General features: G+C 64.1%; 24 protein-coding genes, 1 tRNA gene and 1 riboswitch. Of the genes, 12 read left to right on the forward strand and 13 right to left on the reverse strand.

The window, feature by feature from the left end; all coding sequences use genetic code 11:
- Window positions 1-260: 260 nt before the first annotated feature.
- The 9 genes from ACYQ01_RS12650 (at window position 261) to ACYQ01_RS12690 (ending at window position 13,884) form a co-directional block, all read left to right on the forward strand.
- Window positions 261-2,024, forward strand: a complete 1,764-nt coding sequence (locus ACYQ01_RS12650; protein ID WP_459934221.1) for a chloride channel protein — start codon at window positions 261-263, stop codon at window positions 2,022-2,024.
- Between the two features lie 307 nt (window positions 2,025-2,331).
- Window positions 2,332-3,228, forward strand: a complete 897-nt coding sequence (locus tag ACYQ01_RS12655; RefSeq protein WP_459934222.1) for a transporter substrate-binding domain-containing protein — start codon at window positions 2,332-2,334, stop codon at window positions 3,226-3,228.
- 16 nt (window positions 3,229-3,244) lie between these two features.
- Window positions 3,245-6,688, forward strand: a complete 3,444-nt coding sequence (locus ACYQ01_RS12660; protein ID WP_459934223.1) for a hybrid sensor histidine kinase/response regulator — start codon at window positions 3,245-3,247, stop codon at window positions 6,686-6,688.
- 320 nt (window positions 6,689-7,008) lie between these two features.
- Window positions 7,009-7,914, forward strand: coding sequence for an amidohydrolase family protein (locus ACYQ01_RS12665; RefSeq protein WP_459934224.1), 906 nt, complete (start codon window positions 7,009-7,011; stop codon window positions 7,912-7,914).
- A 195-nt stretch (window positions 7,915-8,109) separates the two neighbouring features.
- The gene (locus ACYQ01_RS12670) at window positions 8,110-8,604 is read left to right on the forward strand and encodes a hypothetical protein (protein WP_459934225.1); all 495 of its coding nucleotides are present in this window, start codon (window positions 8,110-8,112) and stop codon (window positions 8,602-8,604) included.
- A complete protein-coding gene (locus ACYQ01_RS12675) occupies window positions 8,543-9,052 on the forward strand; it encodes a hypothetical protein (protein ID WP_459934226.1) in 510 nt (169 codons plus the stop codon). Before ACYQ01_RS12670 ends, ACYQ01_RS12675 begins: the two co-directional genes overlap by 62 nt.
- Before the next feature lie 301 nt (window positions 9,053-9,353).
- A riboswitch (cobalamin riboswitch) is annotated at window positions 9,354-9,538 on the forward strand.
- Between the two features lie 124 nt (window positions 9,539-9,662).
- The gene (locus ACYQ01_RS12680) at window positions 9,663-10,556 is read left to right on the forward strand and encodes a sirohydrochlorin cobaltochelatase (RefSeq protein ID WP_459934227.1); all 894 of its coding nucleotides are present in this window, start codon (window positions 9,663-9,665) and stop codon (window positions 10,554-10,556) included.
- A gap of 582 nt (window positions 10,557-11,138) precedes the next feature.
- On the forward strand, window positions 11,139-11,840 hold the full coding sequence (locus ACYQ01_RS12685; protein ID WP_459934228.1) for a radical SAM protein: 702 nt from the start codon (window positions 11,139-11,141) through the stop codon (window positions 11,838-11,840).
- Window positions 11,815-13,884 (forward strand): ribonucleoside triphosphate reductase, encoded by a 2,070-nt coding sequence (locus ACYQ01_RS12690; protein ID WP_459934229.1) that lies wholly within the window; start codon window positions 11,815-11,817, stop codon window positions 13,882-13,884. The genes ACYQ01_RS12685 and ACYQ01_RS12690 overlap by 26 nt, the downstream gene beginning before the upstream one ends.
- 192 nt (window positions 13,885-14,076) lie before the next feature.
- On the opposite strand, the gene ACYQ01_RS12695 is transcribed toward ACYQ01_RS12690, so the two are convergent.
- The 3 genes from ACYQ01_RS12695 to ACYQ01_RS12705 all read right to left on the reverse strand — a co-directional run bounded on the left by ACYQ01_RS12695 (window position 14,077) and on the right by ACYQ01_RS12705 (window position 15,569).
- Window positions 14,077-14,658 carry a DUF1003 domain-containing protein gene (locus tag ACYQ01_RS12695; RefSeq protein WP_459934230.1) on the reverse strand — a complete coding sequence of 194 codons (582 nt, stop codon included), beginning with the start codon at window positions 14,656-14,658 and terminating at the stop codon, window positions 14,077-14,079.
- 180 nt (window positions 14,659-14,838) lie between these two features.
- Window positions 14,839-14,915: transfer RNA gene (locus ACYQ01_RS12700), tRNA-Pro, on the reverse strand.
- A gap of 150 nt (window positions 14,916-15,065) precedes the next feature.
- Window positions 15,066-15,569: a DUF2867 domain-containing protein gene (locus tag ACYQ01_RS12705; protein ID WP_459934231.1), complete on the reverse strand. Its 504-nt coding sequence runs from the start codon at window positions 15,567-15,569 to the stop codon at window positions 15,066-15,068.
- A gap of 110 nt (window positions 15,570-15,679) precedes the next feature.
- Between ACYQ01_RS12705 and ACYQ01_RS12710 the strand changes: the two genes are divergently transcribed.
- Entirely contained in the window at window positions 15,680-17,050 is a 1,371-nt protein-coding gene (locus ACYQ01_RS12710; protein ID WP_459934232.1) for an ATP-binding protein, read from the forward strand.
- Window positions 17,051-17,356: 306 nt separating this feature from the next.
- Here ACYQ01_RS12710 and uppS read toward each other — a convergent pair whose 3' ends face one another.
- The 10 genes from uppS to ACYQ01_RS12760 form a co-directional block, all read right to left on the reverse strand.
- Complete coding sequence (gene uppS, locus ACYQ01_RS12715; protein WP_459934233.1) at window positions 17,357-18,091, reverse strand: polyprenyl diphosphate synthase; 735 nt, start codon at window positions 18,089-18,091, stop codon at window positions 17,357-17,359.
- Window positions 18,092-18,093: 2 nt separating this feature from the next.
- Entirely contained in the window at window positions 18,094-18,648 is a 555-nt protein-coding gene (gene frr, locus ACYQ01_RS12720; protein WP_459934234.1) for a ribosome recycling factor, read from the reverse strand.
- A 13-nt stretch (window positions 18,649-18,661) separates the two neighbouring features.
- The gene (gene pyrH / locus ACYQ01_RS12725; protein WP_459934235.1) at window positions 18,662-19,375 is read right to left on the reverse strand and encodes a UMP kinase; all 714 of its coding nucleotides are present in this window, start codon (window positions 19,373-19,375) and stop codon (window positions 18,662-18,664) included.
- Window positions 19,376-19,559: 184 nt separating this feature from the next.
- Window positions 19,560-20,174: a translation elongation factor Ts gene (tsf, locus tag ACYQ01_RS12730; protein ID WP_459934236.1), complete on the reverse strand. Its 615-nt coding sequence runs from the start codon at window positions 20,172-20,174 to the stop codon at window positions 19,560-19,562.
- A gap of 2 nt (window positions 20,175-20,176) precedes the next feature.
- A complete protein-coding gene (gene rpsB, locus ACYQ01_RS12735; RefSeq protein ID WP_459934237.1) occupies window positions 20,177-20,959 on the reverse strand; it encodes a 30S ribosomal protein S2 in 783 nt (260 codons plus the stop codon).
- 179 nt (window positions 20,960-21,138) lie between these two features.
- Window positions 21,139-21,900 (reverse strand): fumarylacetoacetate hydrolase family protein, encoded by a 762-nt coding sequence (locus ACYQ01_RS12740; protein WP_459934238.1) that lies wholly within the window; start codon window positions 21,898-21,900, stop codon window positions 21,139-21,141.
- Window positions 21,900-23,501, reverse strand: coding sequence for a ribonuclease J (locus ACYQ01_RS12745; protein ID WP_459934852.1), 1,602 nt, complete (start codon window positions 23,499-23,501; stop codon window positions 21,900-21,902). The genes ACYQ01_RS12740 and ACYQ01_RS12745 overlap by 1 nt, the downstream gene beginning before the upstream one ends.
- A 35-nt stretch (window positions 23,502-23,536) precedes the next feature.
- Entirely contained in the window at window positions 23,537-24,271 is a 735-nt protein-coding gene (locus ACYQ01_RS12750; protein WP_459934239.1) for a lysophospholipid acyltransferase family protein, read from the reverse strand.
- Window positions 24,272-24,277: 6 nt separating this feature from the next.
- Entirely contained in the window at window positions 24,278-24,490 is a 213-nt protein-coding gene (locus tag ACYQ01_RS12755) for a hypothetical protein (RefSeq protein WP_459934240.1), read from the reverse strand.
- A 93-nt stretch (window positions 24,491-24,583) separates the two neighbouring features.
- Entirely contained in the window at window positions 24,584-24,820 is a 237-nt protein-coding gene (locus ACYQ01_RS12760; protein WP_459934241.1) for a hypothetical protein, read from the reverse strand.
- A gap of 311 nt (window positions 24,821-25,131) precedes the next feature.
- Between ACYQ01_RS12760 and ACYQ01_RS12765 the strand changes: the two genes are divergently transcribed.
- Both ACYQ01_RS12765 and ACYQ01_RS12770 read left to right on the forward strand, forming a co-directional pair.
- A complete protein-coding gene (locus tag ACYQ01_RS12765) occupies window positions 25,132-25,662 on the forward strand; it encodes a hypothetical protein (RefSeq protein WP_459934242.1) in 531 nt (176 codons plus the stop codon).
- 183 nt (window positions 25,663-25,845) lie between these two features.
- The gene (locus tag ACYQ01_RS12770; RefSeq protein ID WP_459934243.1) at window positions 25,846-26,562 is read left to right on the forward strand and encodes a FlgO family outer membrane protein; all 717 of its coding nucleotides are present in this window, start codon (window positions 25,846-25,848) and stop codon (window positions 26,560-26,562) included.
- Window positions 26,563-26,739 lie beyond the last annotated feature (177 nt).

The raw sequence follows: 26,739 nt of genomic DNA on the forward strand, positions 1-26,739 counted from the left end.
GTTCCTGTTTGCGTCCGCCTCGCGCGACACCCCCGCGCGTCCGGGCGGTTGCGTTCGGAAAAGAGGATTCGCGCTCATTTTCCGTCTCGCGACGCTTGCGCCAAACGCTTCCATGGTTCACCCTGATGTGGGAAAATATCTCGCGGTCCGGGTCGTGCGATGGTGGAATTCGCCGGGACACGACGTGTGGGCGTCGCTTCGAGGACGCCGAAAAACGAGGCGTGAGCCGCGGCCCGCGCCGGAAGTCGATGAGGCGAACGATGGCCAAAAGGGTTCGTGAATTCGTCGGGGAAATGGTCGCCGGGTTTCGGATCGATCCGCGCCTGTCCGTGCTTGTGCCGGCCATTCTGATCGGGGTTCTGGGCGGGTACGGGGCCGTGTTGTTCCGGTTCGCCATTCGCGGTTTTCAGTGGCTCTTCTACCGCAATTCCAACGACATCCTCACGTTCGTCTCCGGGCTCTCGCCCATGGTGCTGGTGGCCATGCCCGCCCTGGGCGGCCTGCTGGTGGGCCTGCTGGTCACCTTCGGCGCTCCCGAGGCCAAGGGGCACGGCGTGCCCGAGGTCATGGAGGCCGTGCTCCTCAAGGGCGGGCGCATCCGCAAGCGGGTGGCCCTGGTCAAGATCCTGGCTTCGGCCATCTGCATCGGTTCCGGCGGCTCGGTGGGCCGGGAGGGACCCATCGTGCAGATCGGTTCGGGGGTGGGCTCCACCGTGGGCCTGGCCTTGCGGGCCAGCCCCTTTCAGCAGAAGACCCTGGTGGGGTGCGGCGCGGCCGCCGGCATCGCCGCCACCTTCAACGCCCCCATCGCGGGCGTGCTCTTCGCCCTGGAGGTGTTGTTGGGCGACTTCGGCCTGACGTCGTTTTCGCCGGTGGTGTTGTCGTCGGTCACGGCCACGGTGATTTCCCGGCAGTATTTCGGCGATTTTCCGGCCTTCGTCATTCCGGCCTACACCATTTCGAGCCTTTGGGAATACGCCGTCTACCCTTTTTTGGGCGTCTTCTGCGGCCTGGTGGCCGTGGCCTTCGTCACCACCTTGTACAAGACCGAAGACGTCTTCGACGCCCTGCCCCTGCCCAGGCTCGTCAAGCCGGTTCTGGGCGGGCTGGTCATGGGCGGGCTTCTTCAGGGCTTTCCCCAGGTGTTCGGCGTGGGATACGGGGCCATCAACCTGGCGCTCACGGACCAACTGGCCGCCTGGATGCTCTTCGCCCTGATTTTCGTGAAGATTCTGGCCACGTCCGTGACCATCGGCAGCGGAGGCTCGGGCGGGGTGTTCGCGCCCTCGCTCTTTTTGGGGGCCATGACCGGCGGGTTCTTCGGTTGGGTCGTCCACACCCTGTTTCCCCAGGTCACGTCCGGGCCCGGGGCCTACGCCCTGGTGGCCATGGGCGCGCTGGTGGCCGGCAGCACCCATGCCCCCATCACGGCCATTCTCATCATTTTCGAAATGACCAACGACTACAAGATCATTCTTCCGCTGATGATCTCATGCATCCTCAGCACGGTGGTGGCCGCGACGCTCAAGAAGGGCAACATCTACACCTTGAAGCTCCTGCGGCGGGGCGTGGACCTCAAGCAGGACGCCTCCCAGACCCTGTTGCGCTCCATGGCGGTGCGCGACTCCATGGATCGCAAGCTCGATGTCGTGCATGCGGACATGCCCATGCGTCAGATCATCGAAACGTTTCACGACCGCAACGCCTCGTATCTGCATGTGCTCGACGCCGACAACAGGCTCTTCGGCATCATCTCGTTTCGCGACATCCGCCCCTTTTTAGGCGACGAGGCCCGGGCGCGCAGCCTCACGGCCAAGGACGTGGCCACCACCCACCTCGCCGTGCTCACGCCGGAAGACAGCATTTTCACGGCCATGCAGATCATGAACGACGGCCGGTATTCCCAGCTTCCGGTGCTCGATCCGATTACCAGGGAGTTGATCGGGACCCTGCGCGAGAAGGACGTGTTGTCCGCCTACGACAGGGCCGTCCTGCGCCATGAACCCGAAGGCGGGGGAATTTGAGCGGCGACCGAAGCCGTCCGCCCCGGCAGCGGAAACGGGATCGGGCCGGGCGGAAAAAAGGAATTGCAACGGGAATCGCTTCCGCGCTTCGCAAAGCGTTGCCCCCTGTGTTAAGGCTTCAAACGGGAGAACCGCCGGCGTTTTTTCGCGGGATGCGCGGAAGCGCGCTTTGGGAAACGGACGGGACGGCTTGTTTCCCCGGGCCCCGGGGGGCGTCGAGATCGCGACGCCGAGGCGGGGGAAATCGGGACGGGCAAACGGGAAATCGCAAACGACAACGGAACATCATCAAGAAAAGGAATCCTCCATGGCTCGCACCGTTCTTCTTTTCCGGCTGATTCTCGCCTTCGCGCTTCTGGCCTGGTCGGGCTTTCCCGACGCGGCGCACGCGGCTCCCAGAGACCTGGACGCGGTCAAGGCCGCCGGCGTCCTGCGGCATCTGACCATCCCCTACGCCAACTTCGTGACCGGCCAGGGCGACGGCCTGGACGTCGAGATCGTCAAGGGGTTCGCCAAACACCTGGGCGTGCGCTACGAGTCCGTCGCGTCGGACTGGCCCACCGTGTTCGCCGATCTCACCGGCAAGGTCATCAAGCCGCAGGGTGCCAACGTCGAGATCAAGGGCCAAGCCCCCGTGCGGGGCGACATCATCGCCAACGGCCTGACGGTGTTGCCGTGGCGCACCAAGGTGGTGAACTTCTCCCGGCCGACCTTTCCCACCCAGGTCTGGCTGGTGGTCAAGTCCGAGTCCGCGGTCACGCCCATCAAGCCCACCGGCGACATCGACAAGGACATCCAGCTCACCCGGGCCAAGCTCAGGGGCATGACCGTGCTGTGCAAGACCGGCACCTGTCTCGATCCGTCTCTTTTCAACCTGGAGCCCACCGGAGCCGGGGCCAAGCTGTTCCCCGGCAGCCTGAACGACCTAGCCCCGGCCGTGATCATGGGAGAAGCCGACGCCACCCTGCTGGACGTGCCCGACGCCCTGGTGGCCCTGCAGAAGTTCCCGGGCAAGATCAAGATCATCGGCCCCATGACCGACCAGCAGAACATGGCCCCGGCCTTCGCCAAGGAGCAGCCCCGCCTGCACGACGAGTTCAACCGCTACTTTTCCGGGCTCATGGCTTCGGGCGAATACGACAAGATGGTGAAGAAGTACTATCCGCTGGTTTTCGAATACATGCCGGGTTTCTTCAAGAAGTAGGGGAGAGAGTCCGGCCATGCGCGCGCGTTTCGCACTTATGAACAAGGTCGCCAGCGCCGCGGGGGTGATTTTGCTGATCATCACCTTCGCCTACCTGTTGTGGCAGAACCAGTCCTCGCGCATGGCCCTGGAGAAAAACGTCCGGCTGGGAGTTCAGGAAGACGCCCAGAACCTGGCCAAAACCCTCAACTACTTTCTCTACGAACGCGAAAACGACCTGCGGACCCTGTGCGACGGCCGGGGGGTGGCGTCCTATTTCGAGAACAAGGCCCTGGGCATGTCCGAGGCCTACGGACTGCTGGCCAGTCGCCTGGCCATCACCGAGCAGCTTCAGAAGATCATCGAAGACCGCAGGCTCGGCGGCGCTTCCCTCTATGAAAGTTTCACGCTGGTGAACGACGAAGGCACGGAGATCGCCCGCGCCGTGGAAGAGTCGGTCGACCCCAAGGCCGCCCAGGCGCCGGCCGTCGATTTCATGGGGCCGGCCGCGACGCGCCGCTCTCTCTTCCCGGACCTGTTGCGCATACGGATCGACCGCTCCGTCCAGCCTCCGCGCGTGGTGTTGTGGCATCCGGTGATGGTCAAGGGGCGGGAGGTGGGCCGGCTCTACGCCCGGCTCAATTTCCAGGCGGCCCTGAAGAAGCTGGTGGGCAACACCATGCCGGGAACCCACAGCCTGTTCTGCATCACCGAGGGCAAAAAGCCCGTGACCGTGTTGCAGGGGCGACTGGGCGACGGGGTGCTCGCCCGCATTCCCGAACCGTTCCAGCAGGCCGGACTGGTCGAGGTGTCCCTGCCGGCGGACAGCGCCGTCACCCCGTGTGGCAAGGACCTTCTGGTTGTCTGGGCTCCGGTGCTGGGCACGCCGCTCAACGTGCTGGGCGTGGTGGACTCCCACGAGGCCCTGGGCCTGGTGTCGCCGTGGCTCATCACCACGGCGGCGGGGGTCATCTGCCTGGTGCTTCTGGGCGGCTTGGCCGTCATTTGGCGCAAGAACGCGGCGCAGATGGTGCTCAACGCCCGGCTGGAGGAAAAGACCCGGTCCCACGAGGCGTTGCTTCTTTCCGAGCGCAAGCATCGCAACATGCTCGAAGCCCTGGGGCAGGGCTATTTCGAGATGGATCGAACCGGGCGCGTCACCTATTGCAACGACCGCTTTCGGGACGTGTTGCGCCTGGAAGACGCCGAAGAGGCGGATTTCTTCGCGCTTTCCGATCCCGAGCGCGTGGAGGCGGCGCGTCGCGCGGTGGAGGACCTGGCCGAAAAGCGCATCGACAAGGCGTTCTTTCTGCACCGGATGCGCGTGGGCCCGGACCGCTTGACCCCGGTGGAAGTGGGCATGGTGCTCGATCAGGGCGAGGAGGGCCAGCCCGCGGTCCTGCTGGGCATCGTGCGCGACGTGTCGGACCTCATGGAGGCCAAGCTGGCGGCCGAGTCCGCAAGCCAGGCCAAGAGCGCCTTCCTGGCCAACACCAGCCACGAGATCCGCACGCCCATGAACGGCATCATGGGCATGTGCTCCCTGCTCCTCAAGACCAAGCTGGACGAACGCCAGGAAGACTTCGCCAGGACCATTCTGTTTTCGGCCACGTCGCTTATGTCGGTCATCAACGACGTGCTGGATTTTTCCCGCATCGAAGCCGGGAGGCTGCAACTCGAACCGAGCGATTGCGATCTCAGACGGTTGCTGTCCCTGACGCTTCGGGCCCAGGCCCAGGCCGCCCACCAGAAGGGACTCGAACTGCTGCTGCGCATCGCCCCGGACACCCCCTACGCCGTCCACGCCGACGCCACCCGCCTGCAACAGGTCATCACCAACCTGGTGGCCAACGCCATCAAGTTCACGGCCAAGGGCGAGGTGCTCGTGAGCGTGGACAAGGTCGAGAACACGGAGGAACGGGCCAGGATTCGGTTCAGCGTGTCCGATACGGGCATCGGCATCGACGAGCGCCATCAGCAAAAGATCTTCGCCCCCTTCGAGCAGGCGGACGTCTCGCTCACCCGCAAGTACGGGGGCACGGGGCTGGGACTGGCCATCTCCTCCCAACTGGTGGCCATGATGGGCGGAGAGCTTGGCGTGCGCAGCCAGCCGGGACAGGGCAGCGTGTTCTTTTTCGAGGCGGAATTTCCGCTGTGCCGCGGCGACGCGTGCGAGGAGTGCTCCGTGGAGGCGTCGGCGTTGCGGGACCTGCCCACCCTGGTGGTGGACGATAACGCCACCAACCGCAAGATTCTGCGCGAACTCCTGCTCGCCTGGGGGGCCAAGGTGGACGAGGCCGAAAGCGCGGACGCGGCCCTGATGCATCTCAAGACCTTGCAGGCCGAAGGGAAGAACGTCCGCCTGATCCTGAGCGACTATCAGATGCCGGGCATGGACGGCCTGCAGTTGGCCCGCGAGGTGGCCAGCCGTCCCCATCTGTTGTCGCCCACGTTCATCCTGCTGTCCTCCGGGCATGTGGAGCCCGGCGAGGTGCGGGGCCAGACCGGCGTGGCCGACTTCCTGCTCAAGCCGTTCGATCCCTCGCAACTGCTCGAAACCATCCTCATGTCCCTGGGCAGGATCAGCAAGGTCTCGGAACCCGGAGCCACCAAGCCGCCCCGCTCCCTGGCCACGGCCAGGCCCCTGAACGTCCTGGTGGCCGAGGACTCGCCCTTCAACCAGAAGGTCATCCGCTACATGCTGGGCGACATGGGGCACACGGTCACCCTGGTCAACAACGGCATAGAAGCCGTGGACGCGGCGGCCAACGCGGGCTTCGACGTGATCCTCATGGACGTGCAGATGCCGCTCATGGACGGCATGGAAGCGGCCAAGCGCATCCGCTCCATAGAGGCCGAGGGGGGCGCGGGCCAACGCACGCCCATCATCGCCCTCACGGCGCACGCCATGGCCTCGGACCGGGACAACTGCCTGGCCGCCGGCATGGACGGCTACTTGACCAAGCCGGTGGACGCGGCCACGCTCTTCGACACGCTGGAACACGTGGCCGCGCCGCAGGCCCAGGGCCGGGAGGAACAGCCTCCCCGGAAGCGGGCGAGGCCCGTGTCCGACCCTAAAAAGGAGCAGCCGGCCGAAGAGACGGCCTGTCAGGGCCAAGTCGCCAGGGCGGATGCCAAGAGCGTGAATCTGGAAAAGCTCCTGGAAAACTTCTGCGGGGACACGGACCTGTTGCTGGAAATGATCGCGCTCTTCAAGAAGAACGCGGACGAACGGTTGTCCGCCCTGCGGGAAGCGGTCGAAGCGGGCGACGCCACCCAGATTCAGCGGGTGGGACACCTCTTCAAGGGCGAGATCAGCAACTTCGGCCTCCCGCAGGCCCATGCCCTGGCGGCCGAGCTGGAACGCCAGGGCAAAAGCGGCAACCTGGCCTGCTCCCGCGAAACATTGGACAACTTGCGCCTCGCGGTGAAGGACTTCCTGGACGAGCTGGAGGACATTGCCGCGCGCCTGCGTCCCTGACGCGTTTTCAGGACCGGACCGGGGAGCCCTTTCCCGGTCGCGGCGCGACGCGGCGCCAGGGCCGAAGCGTTGTTCGCAACCGCGGGGGGCGTTTTCAAAAGGAACACGCACCGTGGGAGGGGCGGATCACGGCCCGAGGTTGCCCGCACCGTGCGCTTTGGGGTAAGGGGAGGACAAATCGCCCCCGCCACACCCCAAACCGCAAGGATGCCGTCATGCCTCTTTTGTTCAGCCGTGTTGCCGTTTTTTGGATCGTGTTGTTTTCGTTTGTCGCTTTTCCGGTTGTTGCGGTCCAGGGAGCCGAGAAATGCGACAGTCACTTGCATTTCTACGACTTCACCCACACCACGGACGGATTTCCGAAACTGATCCAAGCCATGGACGCCGCCAAGGTGGACAAGGCCATCGTGTTCGGCATGCCCATCCTGAAAATGTGGTCCGAATCGGACCCCGTGCGTCCCGCCTACTACCTGGCCACGGACTCCCGGGCCTACTACTACTCGGCCACGGACTTGTTTTTGGCCCGCGAGCTGGAGCGACAGCCGCAAAGCGTGCGCGACCGGTTCTTTCCCTTCCTGTGCGGAATCAATCCCCTGGACCGCAACGCCGCCGCCCAGATCGAGAGCCTGATCCAGGCCTATCCCGGCCTGTGGATGGGCATCGGCGAGGTGATGAGCCGTCACGACGACCTGACGGCCTATACCTACGGCGAACCGCCCCGGGCCAACCATCCGGCCCTGCTGGCGGTGTACGAGGTGGCGCGCAAGCACAAGTTGCCCGTGCTCATCCACCACAACATCAGTTCCGCCGGGCGCAACGATCCCATCTACCTGGCGGAGATGGAAGACGCCCTGCGGCGGTTTCCCGATGTGACGTTCATTTGGGCGCACGTGGGCATTTCGCGCCGGGTGGACGTGCCGACCCTGCCCGAGGTGACGACGCGCCTGCTCGACCAGTATCCCAACCTGCTGTTCGACATTTCCTGGGTGGTGTTCGACGACTACATCGCCAAAAACAAGGCCTCGTTGCGCACCTGGGTCCGCATTTTCGAAAAGTATCCCGACCGTTTCCTGATCGGATCGGATGTCGTGGCCCATTGGGGCAAGTATCAGGCCACCATGGATCGCTATCGGACGCTTTTGCGCCTGCTCAGCCCGCAAACGCGCGAAAAGCTCGCCGGTGGCAACGCGCTCGGGCTCATGGAAAGGACCGCTGCCGCGCGTTGAGTCGCGGGGCGTTCTTCCTCCCGTCCGGGAGTTTTGCGCTCAAGCGCCCGGACGGGGTGAAAAGCGCGTTGCCGGCGCGGGGGAAAATCGGTAGTTTGCGCGCGGGGCGGACGGCACCACCCGGCCGAACCCATCGCGGCGAGGGCCACGGGTTTTCCCGACGGCCCAAACCTGTCCGCCGCATTCGGAACGCTCATGATGCTGTATACATATGTTTCCGCCTTTTTCGCCTCGTCGGTGGCGGTGCTTTACCTGGTTCTGGTGACCACGGCCCTGGTTTTGGCCCTGTTTTCCCTGAACGCCGAGGCGCGAATGCGCCGGTCGGCGGACAAAAACGCCCGCCGACTCGTCCGGGAGCGCGACAGGGGCGCCCACGCCCGCAAGACCATGGCCGAAAAGTGCCAGAGACGAAACATAGAGGAACTGGCCGCCCTGATCACCGACAAGATTCGGGCCAGACAGGACGCCATCGAGTTCGCCACCGTGTTCCAGACCGAGGCGTTCATTGAAGGCAGCGTGGAGACGCTTCGCTTCGAACGGCTCTTGCAGCTTTCGCACGCCCTGGACCGGGCCGAGCCCGAAAGCGTGTCCCGCACGTTGGACGCTTTTCTCCAGAAGGAGTTGCAGTATGGCCATACCGGAGAACATTGCCCGGTTCATTTCCAGGATTGTCTACACCGTCAAGACTGAATCGGTCGAGTGGCGCCAAGCCCACCTGCCCGAACTGGAGAAGATGCGTCAGGACCGGGCCGTGGCCAAGCTCGAACTGCAACAGGACCTGGAACGGCTGGAGATCCGCTTCGAGGAGGAGCGCAAGCGCATCCGCCTGGACGAACAGCGCCAGACCGCCCAGTTCGCCGAGTTTCTGGAGAGCATCGACGACCTCAAGGCCGACATGCTGGCCTCGTACACGTCCATGCCCAAGCCCATCGCGCTCATGATCCACCACCATGCGGCGGAGCTGCTCAAGCAGGCCTGGTTCAGCCAGGACATGCGCGAACGCGTGCGCCAGCAATCGCGCTTCACCGATCTCATGCTCACCATCACCGAAGACCTTACCGCCCTGCGCGAGTCCGACGCGGCCAAGGCCCTGCCCGAAAAGACCCTGGCCTTCATCAATCGGCAGATCGAGGAGTGAGCGGCGAAACCGCGACCGGTTAGCAGCATGTTGGAAAATCCTTGCTGGCTGCGTTGCTGCGAAAAACGCAACCCCTCAACGGATGCCAACTCCGCTCGGGCTTGACTTTTTCTCGCGCCTTGCCCGCAAGTTGTTTTGAACAGGCTGCAAGAATCGACTGTTTCAACGGGCTCTTAGCGGCTGTCGGAACGTCCGTCGGTCGGGTGGACCGTCCCGACTGCGGCGGTGCGGCATTTTTGTTTTCGTGTCATCTTTCGGCTACGCCTGCGGGGAACGCGCGTTGACTTCGCCCCGTGGGCGGGGTATTTCGTGCCCGTCAGGTGCCCCGCCAGGGGAGAATAGGGAATCCCGTGGAAATCGGGAGCGGTGCCGCCGCCGTGGGTCCCATCAAAAGCCGGCTTCCTTGAACAGGTCACTGGGCCAACGCCCGGGAAGGCCGAAGCCGGCGGGACGAGCCGGAAGACCTGCCTGACGATTTGCCCCGCGAGGCGACGGGTCTTCGTTTGCGCGGGATCGAAGGGCGAATGCGGGCCGCTTCCATGCGTCATACGCGGGAAGCGGCTTTTTTGCGTCCTCCTGCCAAAGGCCCCAAACCGCACGGAGCATTTCCATGAAGAAACTCCACCCCTCGCTGTGGCGCGTCTTGGTTCTCGGGTTTTTGGCCCTGGTCTTGTCCAGCCCGCCGGTCCTGGCTCACGGACCGGCCGTTAAACAGGACAAGAAAGCCCTGCTGCTGGTGGCTTTCGGCACCAGCGTGCCCAAAGCCTGGGCCGCGTTCGACGCCCTTGACCGCGACATGCGCAAGGCCTTTCCCGGCGTGGAGATCCGCTGGGCCTATACGTCGAAGATCATTCGGGAAAAGGTGGCCAAGGAGCAGAAGAAGACCCTCGATTCCCCGATGATGGCCCTGGCCAAGCTGGCTGACGACGGCTTCACCCAGGTGGCCGTGCAGTCGCTCCAGACCATCCCCGGCGAGGAGTACGAAGGGCTGGTGAAGACCGCCCAGGCCTTTGCCGGCCTGCCCAAGGGCATTCGCCAGGTCGAGATGGGCGCGCCGCTGCTGTACTCCACCGAGGACGTGGAAAAAGTCGCCCAGGCCCTGCTGGAAAGCCTGCCCAAACGCAAGGCCGGCGAGGCCGTGGTGTTCATGGGGCATGGAACCAAGCATCCGGCCAACATCTACTACCCGGGCATGCAGTATGCCCTGTGGGAAAAGGACCCCCTGGCCTTTGTGGCCACCGTGGAGGGCTGGCCCACCCTGGATGACGCCGTGAAGGCCCTTTCCGCCAAGGGCGTGAAGAAGGCCCTGCTCGTGCCGTTCATGGCCGTGGCCGGCGACCACGCCCACAACGACATGGCCGGCAAGGAAGACGACTCCTTCGCCTCGGTCATGAAGAAGGCCGGCATCGCCACCGAACCGGTGCTGCGCGGCACGGGCGAGGTGGAAGCCCTGCGCGCCCTGTGGGTGGCGCACGCCAAGGTCGCCTTCGGGCATCTCAAATAGCGGGGGGCCGGCGCGCCGCGGTCGTCGACCGGGGCGCGCCGTCTGTTTCCTTCCGTCCCGTCCTGAACGTTCCGTTGTGTAAAACGGATAGAAAACATCTTGAAATAATGAAATATTTTGTGTCGTGGCCGGCCCATGTCCTTCGAACGGACCCGAGCCGGCCAGGCGCGATGTTTTTTCCCCGAGCGGCTGCGACCCCGCATGCCGCGCCGGGCGGGGCTTGCCGGCCCGGCGGGCCTGTCGGGCGGGCCGGGCGACCCCTGGCGGGGCTTGCCATGGGAGCGGGAAAAGTCGATAGTACCGGCTGGGCAGGACGCCTGGGAAACGTCCTGTGCTTCCCCCCCAATTCGACACCTCCCCTTTGAAAAATCGGAATGGTAACGACCGGTTGGGCGCTTTTTTCGCGCGTCCGCACCGTGTGGCCAATCGATTTTTTCCATAGGCCGACCCGGCGAAAAAGGGAAACCGCAAGATTGTCAAGCAGTTGCGAACCGCGGCGTCGCATCATGTTGTTATTGTTGAATGTATTTCTCTTAACAAACGTCTCCCCCTGGGGTATGAAGAAAATTGGACCGCAACTCCATGCGCAATGTGTCGCACCCCTTGTCCCCCGAAACCGTCCGCCACGAACCGGCGCACACTCCCGCCCTGGTGCGGGGGATGACCCCGTTTTCGCTCTGCGACTGGCCGGGGCGCACGGCGGCCGTGGTCTACGTGGGCGGCTGCAACCTGCGCTGTCCGGGCTGCCACAACGGCTCCCTGGCCTGGACCCCGCATCGGCACGCACCCAAACCCCTGGGCGAGGTGCTGGCCTTTTTGGCCCGGCGCAAACCCTGGCTGGACGGGGTGGTGGTGTGTGGCGGGGAGCCCACGGCCGATCCCGGCCTGGAGTCCCTGGTGGCGGCCCTGGTTCCCCTGGGACTGCCCCTCAAGGTCGATACCAACGGCACCCGCCCGGACGTGGTTCACGCCCTGCTGGAAACCTGGCCCGGCCTGTGCCTGAGCGTGGACCTCAAAGGTCCGTGGGAGATGTATCCGGCCCTCACGGGCGGCGCGCTCGCGGCCGAGACGGCCCGGGCGAGCCTGACGCGCTGCATTGAACTGGCAGCGGCCCATCCCGGTCGCGTGGCCTTTCGCATAACGCTCGATCCAATGCTGACCGGTGAGGACGTGGCCCGAGTGCGGGCCGTCCTCCCTGACGGAATGACTCTGCGCGAACAACCCTTCGTTGCCCCCAAGCGGGGCGGGGAGACCCCCTATGCCTCTTCAGATCAAGAAACGTGACGGCCGTCTGGAAACCTGGTCCGTGGACCGCATCGCCCTGGCCATTCTCAAGGCCCTCAGGGCCAGTGGCGTGCAGGACCCCCTGTTGGCCAAGCGCATGTCGCGCAAGGTGGAAGAAAAACTCGCCGGCATCGACGTGCCCCGTCAGGAAATGGTGCAGGACATGGTCGAACGCGTGCTCATGGAGTCGCGCCTGTTCGACGTGGCCAAGCGCTACGTGATCTATCGCGAAAAGCGCCGCGCCCTGCGCGAGCAGAAGGCCGCGTACCTCGACATCAAGGACACCATCGACAATTACTTGTCCAAGGCGGATTGGCGCGTTTCGGAAAACGCCAACATGACGCACTCGTTCCAGGGGCTCATGCTCCATCTTTCGGGGACGGTGCAGGCCCGCTACGTCCTGGAGAAGTATCCCGAAGAGGTGCGCCAGGCCCACGATCACGGCTATTTCCATCTGCACGACCTCTCCTTCGGCCTGGCCGGCTATTGCGCCGGCTGGAGCCTGCGCGACCTGTTGCTCGAAGGCTTCAACCTGGAAGGCCGCAGCGCCGCCGGCCCGGCCCGCCACTTCGATTCGGCCCTGGGCCAGATGGTCAACTTCCTGGGCACCCTGCAAAACGAATGGGCCGGCGCCCAGGCCTTCAACAACGTCGACACCTACCTGGCGCCCTTCATCCGCCACGACCAGTTGAACTACCAGCAGGTGTTGCAGGCCATGCAGAAGTTCGTGTTCAACGTGAACACCACCTCGCGCTGGGGCGGACAGACCCCCTTCACCAACCTGAGCTTCGACCTGGCCTGCCCCAAGCACCTGGCGAACGAGGCGGTGATCCTGGGCGGCAAGCTGCAAGACTTCACCTATGGCGAGTTTCAGGCCGAGATGGACATGTTCAACCAGGCCTTTCTGGAAGTCATGGCCGGGGGCGACTACAACGGCCAGATTTTTTCCTTTCCCATCCCCACCTACAACGTCACGGCCGACTTTCCCTGGGAGGGGCCCATCGGCTCGAAGCTGCTGGAACTGACCGCCAAGTACGGCGCGCCGTACTTCCAGAACTTCATCAATTCCGACCTGGACCCCGAGGACGTGCGCTCCATGTGCTGCCGGTTGCAGATGGATCTGCGCGAGCTGCGCAAGAAGGTGGGCGGTCTGTTCGGCGCGGGCGACCTGACCGGCTCCATCGGCGTGGTCACCCTGAATCTGCCCAAGCTGGCCTATCTCTCCCAGGGCGAAGAGGACTTCCTCGACCTGGTGGAGGAATACGCCGAACTGGCCAAGGTGGCTTTGGAGTTCAAACGCAAGATGATCCAGGACTACCTGGATCGGGGCATGTTCCCCTGGTCGGCCCGGTATCTCAAGAACGGCTACCGGGGCCACTTTTCCACCATTGGCCTGGTGGGCGGGCATGAGGCCTGCATGAACATCCTGGGCAAGGGCATTGAGACCGAGGCCGGCGTGCGGCTCATGACCCGGGTCTTGAACCACCTGCGGACCATCACCGCCCGTTTCCAGGAGGAAACCGGCAACCTCTACAACCTGGAAGCCACCCCGGCCGAGGGCACCAGCTACCGGTTGGCCAAGATCGACAAGAATCTGTACGCCGATATCCAGGCCTCGGGCAACGGCACGCCGTACTACACCAATTCCACCAACCTGCCGGTGGGCCAGTGCCAGGACGTGCTCGCCGCACTGGAGCACCAGAACCGCCTGCAGCCCCTCTACACCGGCGGCACCGTGTTCCATACCTTCCTGGGCGAGTCCGTGGCCGACCTGGAGGCGCTCAAGAGTTTCATCATCAAGGCCTTCACCCTGACCAAGATTCCCTATCTTTCCATAACGCCCACGTTCAGCGTCTGCAAAGATCACGGGTATCTGCACGGCGAGCACCACTTCTGCCCGATCTGCGGCAGCCAGGCCGAGGTGTTCACCCGGGTGGTGGGCTACTATCGGCCGGTTTCGCGCTGGAACAAGGGCAAGCAGGCCGAATACGCGGACCGCGTGACCTACGACAACGTCTGCGAGGTCAGCGAAGAACACGCGTAGGCGCCCGCTGAAAAATCCTCGCGGGTCGCGATGACAAAACGGGGGATGGGCAAGGCCCGGCGAAACACTGCCGGAGCGATGCCCATCCCCCGTTGTCTTGCCCGATGCGGCGCGCTGTCGCGGCCCGGGAGGGGCGTTCTCGGCAGCGGTCACCACGCGAAAAATTTGCCCCGAAAGGGCGAGTCCCGGCGATTATTTGGTGACAACCGTTTTGTGTATCTCTGTTGTCAGCACTTCAATACGCTGGCTGAGTTCCTTGACCATCTCCGTGATGATCGTATTCTGACGCACAAGCTGCGTGAGTTCTTCGTTGTGCTTGGCGGTGTCCATCTGGCGTTGCTGTATCGCCTGCGCCAGCGCTTCCCTGTGTTGCGCGTCGGCTTCCGCCAGGGCCTTGTCTCGATCCGCCTGCCGTGTTTGGGCCAGGAGAATGAGCGGAGCGGCGTATGCCGCTTGCAGGCTGAATGCAAGGTTCAACAGTATGAAGGGATACTGGTCAAATCTGTATGGGCTGTAAATGTTTATAGCTATCCATACACTGACGATAATTGTCTGGGCGACGAGAAAGAACGGAGTCCCGAAAAACCTCGCGAAGGATTCCGCCTTGAGGGCGAACCAGTCGTTTCCAAAAACGGACCCGACGCGATGGTATTTCCTGTGGAATCGAAAGTAATGAGGCACACCGTCCAAAGTGATTTTGCCGCTTTCCTGTCCGTCCGCCATGGCGTTCTCCAGCAAAAAAACACGATAAGAGTCAACAGGAACCGTTTCCATGCCCAGATCGTCCCATGCTGGTTCCTGTTGCCCCGAGAAGATGAATGACCCTCAGGGAAAAGGCAAGTCTGACCCCCCTGCGCCAATACGCGAGGCTGGTCCTCCGAAGGAGTGCCGCGATTTTGCAACAAAAAAGAGCCGACTTGCTTTTGCGAGCCGACTCTTTTCTTGGGAAAAATATGGTCGGGGCGAGAGGATTTGAACCTCCGGCCCCCTGCGCCCAAGGCAGGTGCGCTGCCAGACTGCGCTACGCCCCGACGTGAGAGCGAGAATACCTAGGCAATAACGCCCGGCTTGGCAAGACTTCGGGGAAGCCAGAAGGTGCGCGGGCTGACGGGGACGGTCCGGCGTTGTCTTTGCGGACGCGCGGCCTGGGCCGGGTGGTTCGTGCGGCCGGAAAGACTGCCTCATCGCGAGCCGGCTTTCGCTCCGGCCCGGGCCATGGCCGTGACCACCAGCCGGTGGAAAGGACGCACCAGGGTGAAATACGCCGGTCCGGTCCAGTGGCGGTAGCAGACCACGGTGACCACATCGAAACGGGTTTGCCCGTCGCTTTCCGGGGTGGTCAGCACTCCCAGAAAGGCCGCCAGGTGACGGTCCTCGGCCAGGGCGATCCAGTGGGCGTTCTCCCGGGCGCGCACCACGGTGAAAAAGCGCAAGGTCTGGCCCGGGGTCATGGGCACGTCGAGCGGGTCCAGGCGTTTGGTCGGGGCAAATTCATGGTTGAGCGCGAAAAGGCGGGCCAAAAGGCCGCGCAACCAAAAGAGAGCGTCCATCCACCGGGGACGGGTGGAGAACATGCCGGCCAGAAACCGACGCAGGTCCGTTCGCCCCCGAACCGTCATTTGGTCCGCGTAGTTTGGTTGGCAGCCAGCCGGGAGTTGGGCGAGCATAAGCGGGGGAATATCCATGGTTTCTCCTGGGGGGAGGGCTCGGATGCCGTTCGAGTCGCACGACAACGTTTACGGGGCAAGCCCTTCCTTGTCTTCCAAGATACTTCGACCTGGGATATGATTGACCCATGTCCATGCATTCCACCCTCGCGGCTGCGCTTGGCCAACTCGAAACCCTGGAGAAGTCCTCCCGTGAGGAAGGGGGGCCCCATCTGGTCGGACAGGTGGAGGCGTTGCGTCAGGCCGTGCTCGCGGTGGCCCGGGAAAGGGCCGTTCTGGAGGAGCGCCTGGCCAAGGTCAGCACCGCCCGGCTGGGGTTGCGCACGGCCCTGGGCGAGGTCACGCGCCGCTACGAGGAAAGCCTGCGCACCTTCGAGCGGGTGCGCCAGGGGGCGGCCATGGTGCGCCGGCTGCGAACCCTCGACGACCTGCCCGACCTGCTCGACCGGTTGCGCGCGTTTTTCCGGGTGGGGTTGGTGCGCCTGGTGCTCGACCGGGAACGCTTCGCCGATCTGGCGCCGGAACGATGTCAGTTCGCTTCCCAGGAGGACCTTTTGGCCATGGCCACCTCGGAAGATGGCGGCAAGGTCTACCTGGGGGCCGTCAGCCAGGCCCCGGCCGGATTGTTTTCCCAGGAGGAGCGGGCGCGGTTCCAGTCCTGCTTCGTCTATCCCCTGGAAGACCGATTTCGTCCCGGATATCTCGTGGCCCTGGCCCTGGCGGCCGATGTGCGGCCCGGACGCTACAGCCCGGAAATGGCCACGGACTTTCTGGAACACTTTTTCGATTCCCTGGGCCACGAGGTCTCGGAGCTGGCCGACCGGCTCCAGGCCGAGCGGCTGCGCGAAGACGTGGAGCGCATCACCCGCCACGACCTCAAGAGTCCGCTTTCGGCCATCCTCAGTCTGCCGCAACTGCTTCTCGAAGACCAGGGGCTCGACGAGGGACAGCGCGAAATGGTGCGCATGATCCTGGCCGCCGGACGACGCATGCAGGACATGATCACCCTGTCGCTGTCGCTGTATCGCATGGAAAAGGGCGTCTACGCGCTCGCCCCCGAGCGTATCGACGGGGTGTCCCTGGCCCGGACCGTGTGGTCCGACGTGGGGCCGGCCTACGTGCGCAACGGCTACCGGCTGGAGATCGACGCCACGGAGCTTCCGTTCGCCATGTTGGGGGAGGAGCTGCTGCTCTACACCATGTTGGCCAACCTGGTGAAAAACGCCCTGGAAGCTTCGCCCCTGGGCGGAACGGTGCGCGTGTTGTTCGGACGCGAGGCCGGATGGAGCCTCATCGCGGTCTGCAACCAGGGCGAGGCGCCCGAGGCTGTGCGGGATCATTTTTTCGAAAAATACGCCTCCCACGGCAAGGCCGGCGGCACGGGGCTGGGTGCGTACTCGGCCCGTCTCATCGCCCAGACTCACGGGGGCGGCGTGGCGCTGCACACCGGCAACGGAAGGACCTGCGTCAAGGTGCGCCTGCCCGACGAGCCGGTCTGAATATTCGCGCGCGTCCAAAAAACCAACGCCCTCGGTGGAGGAATGCGGACCGCCAAATTCGTCGTTTGAGACGCCTCCGGCGGCAAAAGAGGGTCAGTCCCTTTTGAGTCCCCTTCCGCTTCGCGCCGTTACTGGCGCTCTTGGAGTCTTTTGCAAGAGAATTTGGAACGCTGGAGCGTGGCCGCGCAACGCCCCGTCCGCCCCCACGAGAGGGGCTGACGCCCTGACGGCGAACGAAAAGCAGGGAGCCTGCCCCTCGCCTTGGCGCGAGGAGCAGACTCCCGCTTTCTTTGCGGAATGGGCGGTCTATTCGGCCTTGTCCCGGGCGCGAATCTGCTCGCCGGTCATGCCGAAGCGGCGTTGCCGGCTGGAGTAGTCGTCCAGGGCCTTGTCCAGCTCGGCCGAATCGAAGTCGGGCCAGGCGGTTTCCGTGAAGTAGAATTCGGCGTAGGCGCTCTGCCAGAGCAGGTAGTTGCTGATGCGAACCTCGCCGCTGGTGCGGATGACCAGGTCCGGGTCGGGCTGGCCGGCGGTGTAGAGTTCGGCGGAAAAGACCTCTTCGGTCAGGTCCCGGGGGCGCAGGCCCTTGGCCAGCAGCTTGCGGCAGGCGGCGAGGATTTCTTCCCGGCCGGAGTAGTTGAGCGCCAGGTTGAGCATCATGGACTTGCAATGGGCGGTCTTGGCCATCACGTGCTTGAGCACTTGGCGCACCGGGAGGGGAAAGGCGTCGAGCTCGCCCAGGATATTCAGACGGATGTCCTGCTTGACCAGGCTGTCCAGCTCCTTGTTGAGAAAACGCACCAGCAGGTCGAACAGCGTGCGCACTTCGTCCTGGGGGCGACGCAGGTTCTCCTTGGACAGGGTGTAGAGCGTCAGATGCGCGATGCCCAGCTCCCTGGCCCGGGTGACCAGGGCCTTGGCCGTCTCGGTGCCGGCCTTGTGGCCCTGGCTGCGCGAAAGACCCCGGCGCTGAGCCCAGCGTCCGTTGCCGTCCATGATGACCGCCAGATGGCGCGGCACTTTCCGCACCGGGTGATCCATCGTCAAATCTCCATGATTTCCTTTTCCTTCTTGGCCAGGGACTGGTCGATCTTGGCCACGAAGGAATCGGTGAGTTTCTGCACCTCGTTTTCACCCTTGCGCGCGTCGTCCTCGGAGAGGCTTTTGTCTTTTTGCTTCTTCTTGAACGAATCGTTGGCGTCTCGGCGCACGTTGCGGCAGGCCACTTTGGCCTCTTCGGCGTATTTCTTGGCCACCTTGACCAGTTCCTTGCGGCGGTCTTCGGTGAGCGGCGGCAGTCCGATGCGGATGAGCTTGCCGTCGTTGACCGGGGTGAGCCCCAGATCGGATTTCATGATGGCCTTTTCCACCAGGCCGAAGGCCCCGCGGTCCCAGGGCTGGATGGTGATGGTGCGGCTGTCCGGGGTGGACACCGAGGCGATCTGGTCAATGGGCGTGGGCGTGCCGTAGTAGTCCACCTTGATACCGTCGAGCAGGGCCGTGGAGGCCCGGCCGGTGCGCAGGTGGGAGAAGTCCTTTTCGAGGGATGCGAGGGCCTTGATCATCCTGTCTTTGGCGTCGGCGAGCACGCTGTCCATTGTCGTCTCCTTCTTATTCCACGATGGTTCCGGCTTTTTGTCCGGTAATGACCCGCTTGAGGTTTCCGGGTTCGAACATGTTGAACACCACGATGGGCATGCGGTTGTCCATGGCCAGGCTGATGGCCGTGGAGTCCATCACCGCCAGTTGGCGTTCCAATACATCCATGTAGGTCAAACGGTCAAAGAGGACGGCGTCGTCGAATTTTTTCGGGTCCTTGTCGTAGACGCCATTGACCTTGGTGCCCTTGATGATGACCTCGCACTTGAGTTCCATGGCGCGCAGGGCGGCGGCGGTGTCCGTGGTGAAGTACGGGTTGCCGGTGCCGGCCGCGCAGATGACCACCCGCCCTTTTTCCAGATGCCGTATGGCCCGGCGGCGGATATAGGACTCGCAGACCTCCTGCATGGTGATGGCCGAGAGCACTCGGGTGGAGAGTCCCAGCTTTTCCAGGGCGTCTTGCACGGCCACCGCGTTCATCACCGTGGCCAGCATGCCCATGTAGTCGGCGCTGGCCCGGTCCATGCCCGAGGCCGAGGCGGACATACCCCGAAAGATGTTGCCGCCGCCGATGACCAGAGCCACTTCCGCGCCCATGGCCGCGGCTTCGGCGATTTCCGAGCAGAAGGTCGTCACGGTGGCCGGGTCGATGCCGAATCCTTTGTCTCCCGCCAGGGCTTCGCCGGAAAGTTTGAACAATACTCTTTTAAAGCGCAACTTGTCCATATGACCTCTTGGGTGGTTGCAGGGCGCGAGGCCGAAGCGCTCGCCTGGGACGCCCACGTCCCCGCCCGGGTTGGGAGGAGGCAATGCGGCGGCGGGAATGGGCCCTTCGCGCGGCGGGGGCGCCCCTTCCCGTGAAGAGACGCCCCCGCGTCGCAAAAAAAACGGGCCTCGCGGCCCGTTTCGGTTATTCTTCGCTGGCGGCGTCTTCGCCGAGCTGCATGCGCACGAAGCGCCCAATCTGAATGTTTTCGCCAAGCGTGGCCACCAGGTCGTTGAGCAGACCGCCGATGGTCATCTTGTCGTCCTTGATGTAGGCCTGTTCGACCAGGCAGACTTCCTTGTAGTATTTCTTGATCCGGCCCTCGACGATCTTGTCGAGCATCTTTTCGGGCTTGCCCTCGGCGCGGGTCTGGGCCTCGTAGATGGCCTTTTCCTTGTCCAGCAGCTCGGCCGGAATGTCCTCGGGCTTGACGCACACCGGGCTGGTGGCCGCGATCTGCATGGCCACGTTCTTGGCGAATTCAAGGAACTTTTCGCCACGGGCCACGAAGTCGGTCTCGCACTTGATCTCGACCAGAACGGCGATCTTGCCGTTGGAGTGCACGTAGGAGCCGATCACCCCTTCGGAGGTGGCCCGGCCGGCCTTTTTGGCCGCCTTGGAAAGACCCTTCTCGCGCAGCCAGGCGATGGCTTTTTCAGAGTCGCCGCCGCAGGCCTCAAGGGCCTTCTTGCAGTCCATCATGCCGGCGCTGGTGCGCTCGCGCAATTCTTTGACCAACGAAGCGCTGATCTGAGCCATTGTTATTTGTCCTCCTGGGGTTCGTCGGTCCCGGCTTGCGGGGCGACCTCGGGCTTTTCGGCCGGGGCTTCTTCCTTGGCCTCGCCGGCGGCCTGCTCCTTGGAGGAGGCTTCGCCTTCGAGGCAGGCGTCGGCCACGCAGGTCACGAACAGCTTGATGGCCCGGATGGCGTCGTCGTTGCCGGGGATGATGTAGTCGATAAGGTCGGGATCGCAGTTGGTGTCCACCACGGCCACCACGGGGATGCCCAGCTTGCGGCATTCCTTCACGGCGATTTCCTCGCGCTTGGGGTCGATCACGAAGGCCGCTCCGGGCAGGGCGTCCATGTGCTTGATGCCGCCCAGGGTGGCGTTGAGCTTGGTGACTTCGCGCCCGTACATGGCGATTTCTTTCTTGTGGTAGCGCTTGATGGAGCCGTCGTCGAAGGCGATCTCCAGCTTCTTGAGCCGGTCGATGGAGCCGCGAATGGTCTGGAAGTTGGTGAGCATGCCGCCCATCCAGCGGTTGGTCACGAAGTACTGGCCGCTGCGTTCGGCTTCTTTCTTCACGGCCTCCTGGGCCTGGCGCTTGGTGCCCACGAAGATGACCTTGCCGCCCTGGGCCACGGTGTCGACCAGAAAATCGTGGGCCTTCTGGAACAGCTTCACGGTCTGCTGCAGGTCGATGATATGGATGCCGTTGCGCGCGCCGAAGATGTAGGGGCGCATTTTGGGGTTCCAGCGGCGGGTCTGGTGACCGAAGTGCACGCCGGTCTCCAACAGTTGCTTCATGGTGACGTAAGCCATGGGGCTCTCCTTTGGGTTGTTTCCTCCACGCCGTTGGTCCGCTCCCGCCCGCTTCTGCGGGCACCCCGGGGCGGTGTTCCGGCGTGTGCGGCATTAATGAACGGGGCTCTGTACCCCGATGGCGAAAAATTGGCAAGTCCCGGGCGCGGAGCCGCTCGGGGGGCGCGTGACGCGGCGGATTACTGCAGGTTCTGCGGCTCGGTCATGACCGGATTGATGAGCAACCCCACGCCGGCGGCCTCCACCCGGACCTCGTCGCCCGGCTCCACCAGGGCGCGCGCCCGGCTGGCCCCGCACAAAATGGTGTCGCCGGGGAGCAGGGTCATTCCGCGCGACAGGACGCTCACCAGTTCGTAGGGGGTAAAGGCCATGTCGGCCATGGCCCCGTGGCCCACGACCTGGCCGTTCAACTGGGCGGTGACCACGAGTTCCATGGGGTCGGGGACTTCGGTTTCGATCCAGGGGCCCAGGGGCAAAAAGGTGTCGAACGACTTGGCCCGGGAAACGCCCGCTCCGGCTCCGGCCATGTCCACGGCCGTGACGTCGGCGGCCAGGCAGAAGCCGAACACGTGGGACGGGGCCTCCTCGGGCGAGACGTTGCGGGCGTGTTTGCCCAGCACCACGGCCAACTGCCCTTCCACCAGGACCCGGCCGACTCCGGGAGGCAGGAGAATGGAGTCTCCGGGGCCGCACAGGGCCGAGGGCGGCTTGTAGAAGATTTCCGGCTCGGACGGGGGGGCCATGCCCAGTTCGCGGGCCAATTCGCGGGCGTTCAGGGTCACACCCACGATTTTGGTCGGGGTCACCGGGGGCAGGGCGCGCACCTGGTCGATGGGCAACGGCTGGTCCAGGCCCAGGGACGTGTCCATGCAGGAGAGTTCGCGGCCGCGAAGCGAGGCGAAGAACATCCGCCCCGCGTATTCGACCCGCAGAATGCGCATCAGATGGAGATGACCAGGGGCACCACCACGGGATCGCGGCCCAACACCTTGCGGAAGAAGCGGCGCAGGCCGGAGCGGGTGCGCTCCGAAAGTTTTTCCAGGTTGCCGGGGGGCAGGTCCTCGAAGGCGTCGAGGACCACGCACTTGGCGTCTTCCAGCACGTGGGCGTATTGCTGTTCGAACACGAAGCCCTTGGACACCATGTTGGGGCCGATGAGGATGTCTCCGGTCTTTTCGTCCAGCACCAGCACGGCCACGACCATGCCCTCGCCGGCCAGGAGCTGGCGCTCCTTGAGCACGGCGTGGCCCACGTCGCCCACGCCCTTGCCGTCCACATAGACCTGGTCCACGCCGATGGCGTCCTCCAGGCGGATGCCGCCGTCTTCGAGAAAGGTCAGGGGTTGTCCGTCCTCGATGACCAGGGCCCGTTCCGGGGCCACGCCGCGTTCCACGGCCAGGCGGCGGTGCTTGACCAGGTGGCGGTACTCGCCGTGGACGGGCACGAAGTATTTGGGTTTCACGCAGTCGAGCATGAGCGCCAACTCTTCCTGGTGGGCGTGTCCCGAGGCGTGGATGGCCTGCACCCGCTCGTAGTAGACCTCGGCCCCCAGGCGGTAGAGCTTGTCGATGAGTTTGGTGATGGCCTTGACGTTGCCGGGAATGAACCGCGAACTCATGATGACCAGATCGCCCGGCTCCACGCGTAACTGGCGGTGTTCGCCCGAGGCTAGGCGCGACAGCGCGGACAGCGGCTCGCCCTGGGACCCCGTGACCAGCAGCACCGTCTTGTCCAGCGGCACCGAGGCCAGATCGTCCAGGCCGACCTCCACCTCGGCGGGCACCTGCAGGTGGCCCAGGTTTTTGGCCAACTCCATGTTGGAGGCCAGGCTCTTGCCGGAAACCGCCACCCGGCGGCCGGTTTCGTGGGCCAGCTCCAGAATCTCGCGCATGCGCTGGATATGGCTGGAAAACAGCGTGATGATGATGCGGCCGGTGGCCTGGCGGAAAATCTCGGACAGGGAGTTCTTGATCTCCATCTCGTTGAGGGAAAAGCCCTCGCGCTCCACGTTGGTGGAATCCGACAGCATGCACAGCACCCCGGGTTCGCTGAAGGCCCGGATGGCGTCCAGGTCCGTGGCGTTGTCGTCCATGGGCTGGCGGTCTATCTTGAAATCGCCGGTATGGAGGATGCGCCCGCTCGGGGTTTCGATGCCCAGGGCGTAGCTGTCCACGATGGAGTGGCAGACCCGGAAGAAATTGACGTGGAAGGGGCCCATTTCCACCCGGTCGTTTTTTTTCACCGGGCGCAGGTCGGCGTATTTGAGCAGGTCGCGCTCTTCGAGCTTTTTGGCCACCAGGCCCAGGGTGAAGGGCGAGCCGTAGATGGGAACGTCCACGTAGGGCAGAAGCCAGGGCAGGGCGCCGATGTGGTCCTCGTGCCCGTGCGTGAGCACGATGGCCTTGAGCTGGGCCTTGCGCGCCTGGATGAAATCGAAGCGAGGGATCACCACGTCCACGCCGAAGAGGTAGTCTTCGGGGAACATGAGGCCGCAGTCCACCACGATGAGGCTGTCGCCGTGGGCGATGCCCATGCAGTTCATGCCGATCTCGCCCAGGCCGCCCAGGGGGTACAGGGTCAGGCCGGGGGACACGCGCGAAGCTCCTTGTAGGCGGCGTTCATGTGGCCGTGCAGCCAGAGGCGAAATTCTTCCCGGCGCTTGAGGGTGTAGCGCTCGGTGGCGTCGAAGGGGTCGAGCGCCGTGACCCGCACCACGCCTGGCTTGGGGACGATCTTGCCCTTGGGCAGCAGCTCGCCCGATCCGGTGATGATCAGCGGAGCGACCGGACGTTCGCACTTGAGGGCCATGATCATGCCGCCGATCTTAAAATCGGCCAGGGCGGAGGTGTCGAGGTTGCGGGTGCCCTCGGGAAAGATGAGCATGCAAAGTCCGCGTTTGGCGGCCTCGGCCGCCTGGTCGATGGACCGCATGGCCTTGCGCGAATTCTCGCGCAGCACGGGGATGTGCCCGGTGCGCAGCATGGCCCAGCCGAAGATCGGGATCTTGAACAGGCTCTCCTTGGCCACGAAACGCATGGGATAGTTCCGCAGGGCCGAAAACATGACCAGGATGTCGTACTGGCTCTGGTGGTTGGCCATGAACACGTAGGTCTGTCCGGGCTTGAGGGCGGAGAGGTCCGCGCGCACCTCGACTCCGGCCGTCCACAGGCACAGCCTGGCCCAAAGGGTTTCGAGCCGGTAGGAAAAACTCGATTCCTTCCCGATGCCCGCCAGGAGCCAGCACGCCGTGCTGAACACCAGGGTGTACACCGGGAAGGTGAGAAAAAACGCTATTTGGCGAAAAATGCGCATGCCCGCCTATTCGCCTTCGGCCCCGTCTTCGTCCATGCAGGAGCAGACGTGCTCCATGGCCAGGATGATGTCCGTGGCGTCACGCAGGGCGCCGGACACGTTCTTGAGATCGGCGGCGCTCAAGTCCTCGCCGTCGAGCAGCTGGGCGGCGCGAAACACCACGCGCAGGGAGTTTTCCAGGAGCAGGTCCTGGGGATCGATTTCAAATTCTTCTTCCACGGTATTCTCCTTGAAGTTGGGGGCGATTTGGGGAGGCCGGCCGCGAAAACGGCCCGCTCTTTTCATGCCTGTACCTGCGCGCGAAGCAAAAAGCTAGGCCTGGGCGGACAGATGACGCACAATAATGTCCAGGTCTTCGGGGCGCGAGCGCAGGTTGAGCGATGTCGAAAGTCCGCTGACGGCCAGTCCCTGGTCCGACAGGCGCAGGTATCCCGCGGAAAGTACGCGCGAATAGGGCACCTGTTCGCGGATTTCGTCGTGGCTGATGCGGTCGGGAAACAGGATGGGCGCGGGCTGCCCGGCGAAGTCTTCGAATATGACATATTTCATGGTTGTCTCCTGCGGTGCGGGGCCGAACGTGGACCCGGGAAGTGGCCGCGAGGGCCGAAGCGTGGCCCGTTGGCGAAAGTCGCGTCCGTCGGGTGCATGCGCTGCGCGTAAGGGGCGACGCGCGTCGCGGGAGGAGCCCTCGCGGGCGGTTCGCCTGGGCCTGACGACTGTCTTGCTCGCTCGACCGGTCGGGAAAGTCAAGCCGCGGCCGGCGATGTCGGGAGCCTTTACATTTTTCTGAAGACGATATAATAACGGCAGGCTTTGGTGACGAGAATACTATCAAATTAAAATATATCAAGGTGTTAGATATGGAAAGCATCCCCATGAACCTGCGCCGCCTCGTGCAGGACGTTCTTCCCAAGGGCTACGCCGTAGCCCAGGTGGGACAGGATCTTCCGGCCGAGGGGTACGCCTATTACTACGTCCTGGACGACGACGGCCGCCGCCGCACCTTTTCCCACGCCCGGGCCACCCTGGAGGAACTCTACGGCGAGATCCGCAAACTGGCCGTGGAAGTGCGACGCCTGGACTATTGGAAGCGCAAGGCCGCCATCACCGACGCCGACATCGACGCCCTGGTGGCCAGCGTCTGCACCAACCTGCCCAAGCAGAAGGGGCGGCTCTGGGGCCGGGCCGAGACGGACCTGGTCACTGCCTGCTGCGGCCAGGCCGTGCCCGCCGGGTCCTGGTGGATCCACGAAGAAACGGCCTTGGCCGGACAGTTGACCCGGGTTTCGGACAAAGTCCACGGCGACCGGGTGTTCGCCGACGCCAGAAGCTTTGGCGCCTATCTTATCGCCCGCAAGGAGTCGCGTTTCGAACGCGGCGTGCGCCAGTAACGCGGGACGCAGAGAGCGTGTGCGGCCGGGGAGCGTGGCTCTCCGGCCGTTTCGTTTTTCTTTGGCCGGGTTGCGAGTCGGAGATGAAGCGTATAGAATTCGCTTCGTTCGTCCGCCCGGACCGGTCGGCCCGCGAGGCGGCCGCTTCGGAAACGTCGCGACAAATCCGGAGGAGACCGCCCCATGCGCTTGGCATGTTTGACGTTGATCGCCCTTTTTCTGGTCTTGACCCCCCTTGCCGGCCTGGTCCAGGCCAAGGGACAGCCCTACAAGATCGCCATCCTGGAGTTCGACCCCGTCACCGACGAGGCCGCCAAGGAGAATCTGGGCCGACTCACGGCCGAATTCTGCATCACGGCGGCGGTCAATTCCGGCAGTTTTTCCGTGGTGGAGCGGGCCGCGTTGAAGAAGGTGATCGACGAGATGCAGTTCGGCGCGGGGTCCAAGGCCCCGGGAACCGCGGCCCAGGCCATCGGCGCCATGGTGGGGGCCCAGGGCGTGCTCACCGGATCGGTGGCCAAGACCGGCGGCTCGGTGCGTCTGGACGCCAGGCTCATCGACGTGGTCGGGGGCCAGATATTGGCCGCGCGCAACGCCTATGCCAAGGCGGATCTGCGTTCCCTGGCCGTGGCGGCCGAACTGCTCATCGGCCAGCTCGAGGGCGATTTGGCCAAGCAGGCCCAAAACGCCAAGCCGGCGGACGCCCCGAAGCCCGCTGAATCGGCCAAGCAGGCGGACACCGCCAAGCCCGCGGAACCGACAAAACCCGCGGACGTTTCAAAGCCCGCCGAGGCCGCCAAACCGGCGGACCAGGCCAAGCCCGCCGAGCAGGCCCAGCAGCCCCAGGCCAATCCTTCCCAGACCGGCGAGTCGGAAACGAAATCCGGTTCGTCCCAGTAAGCGGGCGGGGCGTTTTTCGACTTTACAATGTCCAAGCGGCGCACTGCGACAGGCAAACGTTGCAGTGCGCGTGGCGTCGCAATACAGTGCGCCAGCCCGCAAGTGTTGAAAAAAGAGTTGCCCGGGCAAGAGGTTTCAGGATAGCAAGCCTTTGGCTGTTCTCTGGAAAGCCGCCTT

The sequence above is a fragment of the Fundidesulfovibrio butyratiphilus genome, from assembly GCF_054657235.1.